The organism is Shewanella sp. A22 (assembly GCF_053850585.1).
This window is the reverse complement of the sequence record NZ_JBSQBN010000131.1, coordinates 1-13,023: the sequence shown is the minus strand read 5'-3', so window position 1 is coordinate 13,023 and position 13,023 is coordinate 1. Positions and strand designations below refer to the sequence as shown.

Annotated in this window: 8 protein-coding genes and 1 pseudogene; 3 read left to right on the top strand and 6 right to left on the bottom strand. The window is 41.9% G+C overall.

What is annotated here, in order from left to right:
- The 4 genes and pseudogenes from ACWXWT_RS17595 to ACWXWT_RS17580 all read right to left on the bottom strand — a co-directional run.
- Positions 1 to 124: pseudogene (locus ACWXWT_RS17595) on the bottom strand (IS1595 family transposase); the annotation flags it as partial.
- Between the two features lie 718 nt (positions 125 to 842).
- The gene (locus tag ACWXWT_RS17590; RefSeq protein WP_456042877.1) at positions 843 to 1,436 is read right to left on the bottom strand and encodes a hypothetical protein; all 594 of its coding nucleotides are present in this window, start codon (positions 1,434 to 1,436) and stop codon (positions 843 to 845) included.
- A 119-nt stretch (positions 1,437 to 1,555) separates the two neighbouring features.
- Positions 1,556 to 3,874: a YgiQ family radical SAM protein gene (locus ACWXWT_RS17585; RefSeq protein ID WP_456042875.1), complete on the bottom strand. Its 2,319-nt coding sequence runs from the start codon at positions 3,872 to 3,874 to the stop codon at positions 1,556 to 1,558.
- Positions 3,875 to 4,076: 202 nt separating this feature from the next.
- Positions 4,077 to 4,472, bottom strand: a complete 396-nt coding sequence (locus ACWXWT_RS17580) for an MAPEG family protein (RefSeq protein WP_456042874.1) — start codon at positions 4,470 to 4,472, stop codon at positions 4,077 to 4,079.
- Between the two features lie 149 nt (positions 4,473 to 4,621).
- Here ACWXWT_RS17580 and ACWXWT_RS17575 point away from each other — a divergent pair, with 149 nt between their 5' ends.
- Together ACWXWT_RS17575 and ACWXWT_RS17570 are read left to right on the top strand one after the other, a co-directional pair.
- The gene (locus ACWXWT_RS17575; RefSeq protein ID WP_456042876.1) at positions 4,622 to 5,842 is read left to right on the top strand and encodes a threonine/serine ThrE exporter family protein; all 1,221 of its coding nucleotides are present in this window, start codon (positions 4,622 to 4,624) and stop codon (positions 5,840 to 5,842) included.
- Between the two features lie 213 nt (positions 5,843 to 6,055).
- On the top strand, positions 6,056 to 7,702 hold the full coding sequence (locus tag ACWXWT_RS17570) for a ShlB/FhaC/HecB family hemolysin secretion/activation protein (protein WP_456042873.1): 1,647 nt from the start codon (positions 6,056 to 6,058) through the stop codon (positions 7,700 to 7,702).
- Between the two features lie 54 nt (positions 7,703 to 7,756).
- On the opposite strand, the gene ACWXWT_RS17565 is transcribed toward ACWXWT_RS17570, so the two are convergent.
- Positions 7,757 to 9,916, bottom strand: a complete 2,160-nt coding sequence (locus ACWXWT_RS17565) for a TonB-dependent siderophore receptor (RefSeq protein ID WP_456042871.1) — start codon at positions 9,914 to 9,916, stop codon at positions 7,757 to 7,759.
- 269 nt (positions 9,917 to 10,185) lie between these two features.
- Positions 10,186 to 10,938 carry a hypothetical protein gene (locus tag ACWXWT_RS17560; RefSeq protein WP_456042870.1) on the bottom strand — a complete coding sequence of 251 codons (753 nt, stop codon included), beginning with the start codon at positions 10,936 to 10,938 and terminating at the stop codon, positions 10,186 to 10,188.
- Positions 10,939 to 11,326: 388 nt separating this feature from the next.
- Here ACWXWT_RS17560 and ACWXWT_RS17555 point away from each other — a divergent pair, with 388 nt between their 5' ends.
- Entirely contained in the window at positions 11,327 to 12,799 is a 1,473-nt protein-coding gene (locus tag ACWXWT_RS17555) for a tetratricopeptide repeat protein (protein ID WP_456042869.1), read from the top strand.
- Positions 12,800 to 13,023 lie beyond the last annotated feature (224 nt).

Genomic DNA, 13,023 nt, shown 5'->3' with positions numbered 1-13,023 from the left:
TTGGCCAACGAAGTGCGTAAAGGTAGCTGATGCAAGATTGTTCATCATGAAACCAATCTACAAACTCGTCCCAACTTGTAGGGTAATCAACGCCAGCTTTTAATAAATACGATGAAGTTTTCATTACCACATATTGACACTGGTGGCGCTAAATGGATGGCCATTATAAACAACCAGTATCCTGTCGCAAAAAATTTATGATGTTAATCGTAGATAGACTTCCATGAAAACTCATCCATCAATTATTGATAAATGAATTTTCAAGCTTAATTGAAAATGCACAAATTCAACTCTGAACTTGAGGACGTTGAAGACTCTTTATAAAAGAATGCGTGAGCAGATTCATAGCTTCAAGTTCAATTAAAATCGAGGCCGCTGAAGAAAATAGCGTGAGCCTGATAGGACGTCAGGCTAGCTTTCGCGGTACAGGTAGCTCTTTGGCATCTGACCCATATGGATATGGTAAATGTCATTATGATGTCGGGAACATCATAGACCATGCCATCACGACATTCGTGAATCCATTCACATCAGATGTACCATCGGAAGCGTTAGCATTTTCACTCTTTATTGCAAAATGGGCCGAAGCAGGATTCAAATGAAGTCAAAAGCTGGATCAATTTCCGTCGCAATTTTTTCGCTGCTGTTGTTTGGTTAAAGAGCGAAAATGTTGCCGGAACGGCAGGGTGCTCCAAGAGGGGATTGCTGTTGATCCCCTTTTGGCCCGTGCAGGGTGGAACCTTGCGATCTTAATTCAAACGAAGTTTGAAAAGTCTGATATCGGTGAAGCGCCACGACGTTAGTGGCCGCAGGCCATAACAAAACACAAGTAACCTTGCAGGTTACTCATGTCCCCATGGCACTGGTGGTAACGCAACCGGTTTGGTTAAATCAAACTCCACTTTAAAATTGCGATTTTCGCGCGTTAGGCGATAAGTAAATGTATGAGCCTCGATCATCATCTGCCATACATTGGTTACCGATTGGCTTAAGCCATTTTGCTTAAAATTGGCAATCGATTCAGCGTCGACTGGAAACGATTGCATGTTCGCGGTACCTGTATCGCGAGTGTCTCCGCCATACATAGTGACTTTATCTTCACTACCATCTTTATGACGATGATCATGCTTTAAACGCAGCCCAGTATCGGTTTGAGTGATAATCCACGTACGTGAATGATCTGCACCCACATGAAATGGGATTTTTAACTGCTTGTCTGTACATTCTCGTACATGCATAATTAATGGTTTGCCACTAAAACCATCACCTTCAGCTCCACCAGCAGTGATTTTACCCGAAAAAGCTTTACCGCAAAGCGCACTTATTGACTCAAAGAACTGCTGTTGTTGTACCGAATTAGCGGCATAACTTGGGGTGGCCAATAACATACCGCCACACATTAACGCACTGGTGAAGTAACCACTTAGTCTAGACATTTTGGCCATGATGCTCATTCCTTGCTTATCATTTTTATTCAACACAGAGTACACGCTTTAGATAAACTAAACCCGCATAAATGCGGGTTTAGTTAACTCAAGTCTATAAAGCAACTTGACTACTTTGCGTATTTTGATTTGGTTGCCCAACCCGTTTTAGCAGGGCGTTTAGCACCTTGGCTTTTAGGCGTTTGCCCTTTTGCCGCTTGGCCAGAAGCCTTAGACGAAGACTTACTTTTTTGCCCTGTTGGTTTTGCGTTGCCTTTATCCGTTTTAGTACCGCCTTTACGATCTTCAAACTGATCGGCAGAAAAACGCGTCATGGCTTTTTGGCCGCTTTGCTCTTTCGCTTTAGCCGATGGCTTTTGGCCCCACTTTACTTTAGTTTGCTCGTTACGGGTTTCTGGTGGCACCAAGTGATTTGGACCATTACCAATTAACGACTCTTTCCCCATGGCAACTAAGGCTTCACGGATCATCGGCCAACCCATTGGGTCGTGATAACGTAATAAGAATTTATGCAATTTACGCTGACGACCTTTTTTCGGCACTGTCACTTGTTCGCTGTCATGTTTCACGTTTTTCAGCGAGTTAAGTTCGGTATGGTAAATCGTGGTCGCATTAGCCATGGGCGACGGATAAAAGTTTTGCACTTGGTCGAGCTTAAATTTTTGCCCTTTTAACCATAACGCCAAATTAACCATGTCTTCGTCGGTGGTACCTGGATGCGCTGAAATAAAGTACGGAATTAAAAACTGCTCTTTACCCGCTTCTTTAGAAAACTTATCAAACAGCTCTTTAAACTTGTCATAGGTTCCCATACCTGGCTTCATCATTTTACTGAGCGGGCCTTCTTCGGTATGTTCTGGGGCAATTTTTAAATAACCGCCAACATGATGCCGAGCTAATTCTTTAATATAGCTTGGGTCTTCAATCGCTAAGTCATAACGCACACCAGAAGCAATCAACACCTTTTTAATACCTGGTACGTCACGCGCTGCTCGGTATAAATCGACCGTGTGCTTATGGTCTGTACCTAAATGACCACAAATAGACGGATACACACACGATAAACGTCGGCAGGTTTTCTCCGCTTTCTCACTGGTGCAACCTAAACGGTACATGTTTGCCGTTGGGCCCCCCAAGTCAGAGATAACTCCAGTAAAGCCAGGCACCTTTTCTTGAATATCTTTAATTTCTTTGATGATCGACTCTTGCGAACGACTTTGAATAATGCGTCCTTCATGCTCGGTAATAGAACAAAATGAACAACCACCAAAACAACCGCGCATGATATTGATTGACGTCTTAATCATGTCGTAAGCAGGAATTTTTTCTTTGCCATACACCGGATGCGGGATGCGCTGATAAGGTAAATCGAATACGGCATCCATTTCATCAGTGTTTAATGGCCACGCAGGAGGATTTACCCATACACCACGGTTAGCATCATGTGGCTGAAACAACGCACGGGCACAGCCCGGGTTTTGCTCTTGGTGCAAAATACGTGAGGCGTGGGCATACAAATACTTGTCTTCGCTTACCTTGTTGTAGGCAGGAAGCAGCACATAGGTTTTTTCCCATGGCTTTGGACGAGGCGGCTGCACGCTAATGGCTTTAGGTGCCTCGTTATCAAAAATCTTGTTGTCTGTTGGGCCAGACAAGTTACTACAGCCAACGTCATCGGCACCATAAGGGCTTGGTAATGGTTCAATTTTATGTAATTGGTCTATTTTGCGCGAATCCATGCCACGCCAACCAGGCATTGGCTCTTTACGCATAACGGCGGTACCGCGCACATCATCAATCTGGTTGATAGCTTCACCCGCAGCAATACGGCGTGCAACTTCCATTAATGGCCGTTCAGCATTGCCGTAAATTAAGATGTCTGCTTTGGCGTCAAAAATCACACTGCGACGTACTTTATCTGACCAATAATCATAATGTGCAATACGACGTAAACTGGCTTCAATACCACCAATCACCACAGGAACTTCTTTAAAGGCTTCTTTACAACGCTGGGTATAAACAGTCACGGCACGATCTGGGCGCTTGCCACCAATGTCACCAGCGGTGTATGCATCGTCATGACGTAACTTGCGGTCAGCGGTGTAACGGTTGATCATCGAATCCATGTTGCCAGCAGTTACCCCAAAAAATAAATTTGGGCGACCTAATTGCATAAAGTCTTCTTTACTTGACCAATCGGGCTGAGAAATAATACCCACACGATAACCTTGGGCTTCTAACATCCGCCCAATCACTGCCATGCCAAAACTAGGGTGATCAACATACGCGTCGCCAGTCACGACAATAATATCGCAACTATCCCAACCTAATTTATCCATCTCCTTACGAGACATAGGTAAAAAAGGCGCTGTTCCGTAGCATTCAGCCCAAAACTTTGGATAATTAAATAACGTTGACTCAACTTGCATGTATATGACCTACATAAATGGGGAAAATCAGTCTCGCTGATCCGATGACAACATCAGCCTACGGCTGAATTTAACGGACGCGGAGTATAGCAGCACAGCGACACTAAGTGTGACTAAAAAAACACCACAAGTGAAATATTTTTATCCCTACATACCCTTATAATAAAAGCGGGAATATTGCTATTCCCTTATATTTTCAATGTTATAGCCCAAGAAAAAAACCAATATTAGCAACGGCTAAAATCAATAGTACAATCCACGTCGTTAACACACCGTAAAAACGACCAAAATGATAACCGCCTTGCCCTTGATTAAGCCCAATAGCATGTAATAAACGCGCCACAATCCAAGCTGTGCCCAAGCAATGTATTAAATATACAGGCATGCCATTTGTTTCTGCTAGTGCCAGTAAAATTAATACTGTTGGGGCATTTTCAATTAAATTACCATGGGCTCTAATCGCAATAGACAACCCCTGATGGCCACCATCACCAATACCTATTTTACTCGCACGACGAAACTTAACCACTTTGTAAGATAATGCTAAAACTAGCAACGCCGTTAAACCTGCATATAAACCCGATACCATCAATGTCATGTGTTATTCCTTATTGTTATTACATCAGCTTTTAATAAGTTGACGCTATAGCAGCATTTTGGATCAGTTTGGCTGTAAACACACGCCTTAATCGGTTAATATTCGCGCCAAATGAAGTATCTTCCCTTAACCAGAGTGACTATCGCCCAGTGGATAATCAGGATTTTTTAGAAAAACGCCTATTTATTATAAAGTTAGGGAAGTACTTACATAAATTTGGTACTCCGGCGTATCGCCTAGAATCTCACTTGCAAACCGTATCAACCACTCTGGGTATTGAAGGGTATTTCTTAATATCGCCAACCTCGATGACATTTGTCCTGCAACATGACACAGAGCAAGAATACAATCACGTCGCACGCGTAAAACCCGGTGACCTAGATTTAGGCTCGTTAGCACGTACTTTTGAACTTGTAGAAGAGCTGTGCTCAGGCCAACGCACCCTGCAAGAAGCCCTAGAACGCTTAGAAGACATTGCCAATAAACCTAACCCCTATGGACATAAACTCACCTTACTGGCCTTTGGTACCAGTGCGGGGGGATTTGCGATGCTAATGGGCACGGGTTGGCACGACGTTTTTTGGTCTGCCCTTTTAGGCTGGCTAGTTTACGGCATGGTTTTTTGGGCTGAGCGTTCAAAGCGTATCGCAGAAATGCTCGAACCTATGGCCGCGGTTGTTTGCGCGATTTTAGTGTCGGGGATTGCAAAGCTAGACCCCAGTGTCAATTTGCCAGTTACCATTTTGTCTGGGATCATTATTTTTGTTCCCGGTCTAGCACTCACCCTAGGGTTAGCCGAGCTTGCTGCCCGCGATTTAATCTCTGGTACGGCACGCATTATGGATGCGGTAATGCAGCTGTTTAAATTGTATTTTGGTGCCGTACTTGGCATGACCATTGGCAGAGCCATTTTTGGCGACGTCACGTATATTGACCCCATTCCGCTACCGCGTTGGGCAATTTGGTCTGCTGTGCCCATACTGTCTATGTCATTAGTGATTATTTTTAAAGCCCGTTTAAAAGACTCACCTTGGGGAATATTTGCTGGCATTGTGGCCTTTTTCTCGGCCATGCTTGGCGGTATTTACTTAGGAGAATCGATCGGTATTTTTGTCGGTGCGTTAGCAGTAGGTATTTATTCAAATCTTTATGCCCGTTGGATGAAAGCACCTGCATCCATTGCGTTACTGCAAGGTATTGTTATTTTAGTGCCCGGCAGCAAAACCTATATTGGGTTAAATGCGTTAATTTCTGGCGAAACCATGCTTAACCAAGCCCATTTAGGCTCACAAATATTTCTTATTTTCATGTCATTAATTGCAGGACTTATATTTGCAAACGTAGTGGTTCCGCCAAGACGTTCATTATAATCATATCCGCTCAATCAATTTAATACCGCTTTAAATAAGGGCTGCATTTAATGCGGCCCTTATTATGAGATAAATACGCTAATCACTTGACTATTTAGCAATTCGGGTGTGTTATTAAGTTAAGCGATAACGCAACAAACTCATTTTAATAACACCGGATTAACATTTTGCGTAGTTAGAAATTATAACAAAAACAATAATAAGGACGAATTTATGCCAACAGTATTACTGGCAGCCTTTTTTTTCGTCATCTTGCTTTCTCACGCTAGCGTCAGCGCTAATGATGACGCAATGATAAGCCAATCAGAACCGTCGACAGTGAACAAACATGATGTCGCTAATGTTGCCAATATCGTCATTGTCAGTCACCCCATATTTGATGAATCGGCACCTGATGCTATCTTTTTGCATCGCTGGGCCAACTATTTACATATCAACACCAAAGAATCGACCATCCTTAACAATCTTAGCTTTGAGAAAGGCGACAGCATCACCGAAAAAGATCTTCATGAAGCCCAACGTTTATTGCGTTACGAGCCTTACATTCGAGATGCCGAAATTAACATCGCCCGAAAAGACCCACTGGCAACCGACAATGTTGAAGATGTGGTGCTAGTTGAAACATGGGATAACTGGTCATTATTGCCCACGGTAAGCTTAAGCAAAAATGGCGGCGACACTAAATACTCTTTTGGTATTAAAGAAGACAACTTATTAGGTTTAGGGGTAAAAACCAAAATAAAATACCAGTCTAGTGCCGACCGTACTGGATATAAGATTGCCTTTGACGCACCAGTAAGGTGGGTAAAACACGGCAATATTGCAGTCGACTTTTATGATAATAGCGACGGACAGTCTTCATCTGTGGCGTTCAACAAACCTTTCTATTCACTCAACACCAAAGACATGTATACCTTAGCTTGGTTGACCGATACCCGCATTGATACCATACGTCAAAATGGTCAAGACATTAACGAATTTGAGCACGTTATTGACTACGCCAACATCGGTGTGGGTTGGTTAATCGATAAACAAAGTGACCAATTACACCGTATTAGTGTTGGTATCACGCAAGACCGACATCAATTCAACAATATAAGCTTATATCCAGATTCGGCATTACCAGATAAACGTGATTTTATTTATCCGTGGATAAGTTATGAGTACTTGCAAGACCAATATACCGTGTTAAACAACATTCATTTAATTAATAACAACGAAGACTTTAACCTAGGCTGGCACCATGTTGTTACCCTTGGGCTGGAAACTAACGATGTAACAGACAACGCGGCATTAGGTTACCACCTCAATCTATTAACCACTCGTGGCTGGCAGCAAGATAACCAATTACTGTTAACAAGTTTAAGTGGTCGCGCTGATATTCAAACAGGCCAGCAAGATTTTTATAATATAGGCTTTGGGGCAGAATATTTTTATCAAATCAACCCTAAATGGACCGCTTATAGTAAGGCTCGGGTGGCAACATCACACAATAACTATCTTGATCAAACCTTTGCCCTTGGTGATGAAACCGGGGTACGTGGTTACCCTAATGACTATCAGCATGGTGACAACCAATGGTTACTCACTGGCGAAATTCGTTACTACCCCAATATTAATTTATATCAGCTAGCTGAATTAGGTTGGGCAATGTTTGCCGACATTGGACAAGCAACAGGTGGTCAAGATGAGTTGAATGAAGTGGATGGCCCGATTGGCAGTGTTGGCATTGGTGCACGAATTTATTCCTCTAAATCGAGTTACGGCAACGTCGCTCATGTTGATGTTGCCGTACCAATAACTTCGGGCAGTGACATTAATGCTTGGGAATTTAGATTCCAAGTTAAAAATCATTTCTAACTCACCCTAAGGACAGGCAAATGTATATCCTTAGGGTTTGTTAATATTGAATGATTAAAAGTGATGTGTTACTTGCAATACCATTTCTCTTGGCGCACCAGGGAAATGACCATTTCGCTCAGAAAAACCACTCACGGCATATTCTTTATCAAACAAGTTTTTCACGTTTAATTGAAATTGTGTCTCTTGCCATGTCGTGGTCCAGCTCATATCAAATACGGTAAATGGCTTAACACGCTGCGCACCGCCACTCATTTGCTCACTGACATAGTCGGCCCCAAACGCAATGGCTGAGTTCAAACTGTCAATATCGTAACGGGTCCACAAACCCGCTTGATGGCGCGGCGCATTAATAAACTTACTGCCGTCGGCATAAGTGTCACCCACATCGCCCTTTGTTACTCGGGTATCGTTATAAGCATAGTTGGCCATAACGGTCCAATTTGGCGTTATATCTCCCGTTATCGTCAATTCAGCACCGTTACTTTCAACTTGCCCAAGACTGACCAACGCTGGAGCACCATTGCTGCCATCGGTATAATTGGGGTTGTTCATCGCAACATCTTTTTTATCAATTTGATAAACCGCTACCGTGGTCATTACGCTGCCATCAAACCACTGACTTTTAACCCCGAGTTCTATCTGTTTACCAACTTCAGGTAACAAGCCGCCATCTGCACTTGCCGTGTCTTGCTCACCAATAGAGGTCGGCTTAAAGCTTTCAGCATAATTAATATAAAACGACTGTTCTGGTGAAAACTTATACACAACGCCTGCGCGTGGCGACACGTGACTATCGCTATATTCAAAACCAGTTTCTTTATCAAAATCATCAAAATGGTCATAACGTAATCCCACCATTAACAACCATTGTTCGGTTAATGCTATTTGGTCTTGCGCATACAAACCAAGGCGCTCGGTTTTTGCACCATCACGATTTTGGTCTGTCAGCGAATAAGTAGAAGGGTCTGTTTCACCATAATTAAGATCAAAAATATTCAAATTTTTAATCCCATCAGCTTCATAACGTGCAAACCAATAATCGTAGTCTGAATCAACATGATGATAATCAGCACCAAATAGCAAAGTTTGATCAATGCTGCCCGAAGATAAACGATAGACAAAATCAGATGTTGCGCTTATTTCTTTGTTGGCTCGGTATTGTTTGCGGTACTCACGCTTAATGGTTTCATCGTCAATATTGGCCACACCGTCACCATTAACATCAACCCAACTTCTAGACTCATGGTAAGCTTGTTCGCGTTCATTATCGAGATAACGAACCGTGGTATTCACGCTCAAATCATCATTAAAAAAGTGTTTTAATTCCGCTTGAAGCACCGTTGCCTCTAAGTTTTGATAATCAAACTTTTCATTTGCGTTATAGCTTGGGTCAACCAAAAAATTACCATCATCGTCAACCGGAACACCACGTAAACGATTACCGCCTAAGTCTTGTTTAATATAATCAATCGTTGTTGTGAGCGTGGTGTCATCACCAAGTTGAAATAATAACCCACCCGTTAACTCGGTATTTTTTGAGTCCGCATTATTCCGGAAACTGTCTTTTTGCTCATAAAACCCGCCAATACGATAAGCCATCGACTCAGTTAAACCACCTTTTGAATCTATCGAGCCGCCCATGCGGTCGTTATCGCCAGCGGTTAATGTCACCTCAGTATCTTGAACAAAACTTGGCTTTTTGCTGACATAATTGATCATGCCACCAGGCTCACCACCACCATATAACGCAGCTGCGGGTCCTTTTAACACTTCAACCCGTTCAATATTAAATAACTGCGGCACGCCAAAACCAGAAAAAGGGTCGCCTCTTACACCGTCATAAAAAACGTTGCCGTCATCCCTAAACCCTCGGAAGGTCACCCCTGAGTAACTGTAAATGCTCACTCCAGCAATAGAGCGATATAAATCAGTAATTTCACGTGCGGCTTGGTCAACAATTAACTGTTCATTCAACACCTGCACCGATTGTGGTAAGTCCATGATATCGGTTTCAACTTTAGCGCCAACAGACGAAGAAGACTCGCGATAAAACGTTTGCGCTCGGCCCATTACGGTGATTTTTTCAATCGAGGCAGTGGGGTCTACATCCGCCACATTCTCGTTTGCATTCACGCTCAATGCAGGTAAGAGCAAGCTCAATACCCCATAATTAATAACATTCAAATTATAGCCCTTTGATAGCGTAACCATAGGTCACTGTAAGTTTTGCGTGCAATATAACAACAAACGCTAATGCAAACTATTCTCGTTTGGAGAATTTACATTTGTGATACACATTTAAACCAGTATTAATTGAGCTTTTGGGGAGGTTTCACGGCAGTTAACGAAAGGAGTGTGGATATAACGTTAGTAAATGGTTGTTGGTTAGCGCTTTACATAAACAGTATTGCCTTGCCGTTTAACACCTCGACAAGGCAACTGTCATCATTGCGATATTCAATTTATGACCATTCGCTTGGCTATTTTACTTTTTCTAAAATTGCGTAATTTCTGTCATCTCGACCAAGGTTATAGACAATAATTTCATCATCATTTACAACATCAATACCTACCATACTCTGTTTGTCATTGAGCATTATAAAATCAACGTCGGTATTAATATCCAAACCAAATTGATCTCGGTACACCTGCGCTGCGTTCGCAAAATCTTCGCGTAGGTCTTTTTTAAACACAGCAAATGGTTGATATGCAAACAGTACAAAAGCATTAAAACCAACCACTTCATCACGCTGGTCGTAATAATCAAAAACTAATGTATCAGTTTCATGCTTTTGAATAAAATCATCACGAAATACTTTTGCACCGTTATAAATAGTCGACTCTTCAATACCATCGATATTGTCCACAGTGTAATTATTTTTGATGTATTCAAACTCATTTAAATCATTTAATAACGCTTGGATTCGATTTTTCTCTTGGGCTGCAACGATGGTCTCTAGGCGTAATCCAGCAACTTTATGTTGAGTAATTTTACGGCTTAGGCTGCCTAAATCACCTTGCTGAATGGACACTACATGCGGCTTTTTTTTAGCAAAGTGAGTATATGTCCCTTGCGCTTTTGTCACACTCCACTGCCCCTTAAAAAAGCGGCTATCGAACACTTTAGGTGTAACACCTTGATTGCCACTATAAGGTGTAATGTCACTATTACATGCCGACATCGACATCATAACCCCAGCAAAAAACAGCAGTTTTCCAATTGTTCTATACATAATGCTTCCCTTGTTTTGCGCCATAAGCAAGCATTGGTAACCGGAATGCTGTTGGATAAGACGCTTACACAAACATTTGTTTGACGGTTAACAGCACGCGCCAAACAGTCTCTTTCTGTTAAGGGAATAATGGCTAACTCAATCACTAAGCAGTAGGTACATATTCGCGAAAATTTTACGCAAAAAATTTTACGCACATGATTAAATACTAAAAAGGGCTTAACGCTCGCGCTGCAAATGTGGCGTGATAACGCTCAATATTGACGCAACCCTCACCCCAACATAAGCCTTTAAGCATATGATTATCTAAGGGTATGGCATTGCTTCTTGAACGCCTTTCTAATATGTTACCTTGAACAAAATAGAACTTTCTTGGGGGAAGCTCAAAATGAGTATTAAGAATAATATAGCCAGAGCAGAGGCATTATTTCGTCAAACAGAGTATGCGGAGTCACTCTCCTTGTGCGCTAAAATTCTTGAGAAAAAACCTAAACTTGCTGAAGCGATTCATTTAAAGGCGTTAAATCATTATGCCCTTGGGCAATTTTCCCCCGCTATTACTGAGTTCAAAAAAGCCATTGCCATTAACAACCAGCAACCATCATTTCATAGCAATTTAGGCAATGTATACCTAGACCAAGAAGATTTTATTGAAGCAAGCCGCTGTTACGAAAAAGCGCTTAATCTAGAGCCTCTTTTATCTGGCCCTAACTATAATTTGTCTATTTGTTTACATCATCAGGGCAACTATGCATTAGCCGAAAACTATTGCAAAAAAGCCATCCTGCAAGACTCAACAAACTCTGACTTTTACCTTCATTTAGGCGTTATTTACTACGACCAAGGTCAGTTTGACAATGCCGCCACAACACTCGTAAAAGCACTCGAAACAGAAAATAAACACAATAGTGGAAGAACAAACCTCGACGCCTACTGGCAATTATTCAGCCTGCATCTGAGCCAACACCGCTACCAAGATGCGCTTGAGGTTGCCGAACTTGGCATACAAAGCCAGAAACTCACTCAGCAACAGCTCTGCGCGCTGCTTATTGGCAAAGTGATTATTTACTACCTATTCAACCACTTAGATGAAGCCAAGCACGCATTAGCGCTAAGCGAAGTCATTCATCAGTTCCCAACATTGCCAAAATACTTGCAAAACTTCGTTGTATTTCACAGTTACATTAAAAACCTTATAGCGCTATATGAAAGCGGTCAATATAGAGATTGTTATCATCTCGCTAACGACGCTACAAAAATGTACTTTATCTCAGAAAGCCATGGATTAGCCCCCAACCAAACATCGGTTCAATACAAGCACCAAAACTATCAAATAAACTCTCTCTTTATCATGGGTGCTAAGGTCATTCACTTTGTCACCGATGAAGAAAACAAATACCAAGTAAGCCTGGTATCATTATTACAAGATTTGGCACCAGGTTCTAAAGTTGTGGTTGCATTTGGGGAAATTGACTGCCGCCCCGACGAAGGCATTTACACCTATAGTTTAAAATCAAACCGAGATTATAAAGACGTCATTGATGATATGTTGTCAAAATATGTTAATGCATTAAAAAGTCTTGCAGACTCTTTTGGGATTGAAATCATTCTCTACGGCGTTCCAGCGCCACACCCTCAAAGCATTGAAATACTTCCCGTGTCAGAGCAGCAGAGGTTCAAAGATGTTATTGCGTATTACAACCTTGCACTCGCAAAATTATGCCAATCTGTAGACATGACGTTACTTGATGTCTATGCGCTAACCAACCAGAATGGACAAAGTAACTTACAACACCATATAGATGTACACCATCTCTCGCCAGCAACAGTGCCAACCCTGTTTTCTCTACAAGAAAAATAACCGAACTAGCAATAATCAATAGGCCAATATACATGAAAATCAATAACGGATGATTTCATCATTGCGGCCTTTATCCCTTAGCGTTGCCAAACTGAACAAGTAATACCAATCTCATTAAATATCTGGTCAGTTCAGAGTCTCTCAGGTTTTTCAATTCAAGGCACATTGATGTAGAAATGGTTGTTCCCTTTTAAATCGATGTAACACAGAAGTGGAATACCTGA

Excerpts from the sequence above, each read along its gene's own strand:
- ACWXWT_RS17590 (WP_456042877.1), bottom strand. The coding sequence starts at position 1,436 with ATGTCTAGACTAAGTGGTTACTTCACCAGTGCGTTAATGTGTGGCGGT.
- ACWXWT_RS17585 (WP_456042875.1), bottom strand. The coding sequence starts at position 3,874 with ATGCAAGTTGAGTCAACGTTATTTAATTATCCAAAGTTTTGGGCTGAA.
- ACWXWT_RS17580 (WP_456042874.1), bottom strand. The coding sequence starts at position 4,472 with ATGACATTGATGGTATCGGGTTTATATGCAGGTTTAACGGCGTTGCTA.
- ACWXWT_RS17570 (WP_456042873.1), top strand. The coding sequence starts at position 6,056 with ATGCCAACAGTATTACTGGCAGCCTTTTTTTTCGTCATCTTGCTTTCT.
- ACWXWT_RS17565 (WP_456042871.1), bottom strand. The coding sequence starts at position 9,916 with ATGGTTACGCTATCAAAGGGCTATAATTTGAATGTTATTAATTATGGG.
- ACWXWT_RS17560 (WP_456042870.1), bottom strand. The coding sequence starts at position 10,938 with ATGTATAGAACAATTGGAAAACTGCTGTTTTTTGCTGGGGTTATGATG.
- ACWXWT_RS17555 (WP_456042869.1), top strand. The coding sequence starts at position 11,327 with ATGAGTATTAAGAATAATATAGCCAGAGCAGAGGCATTATTTCGTCAA.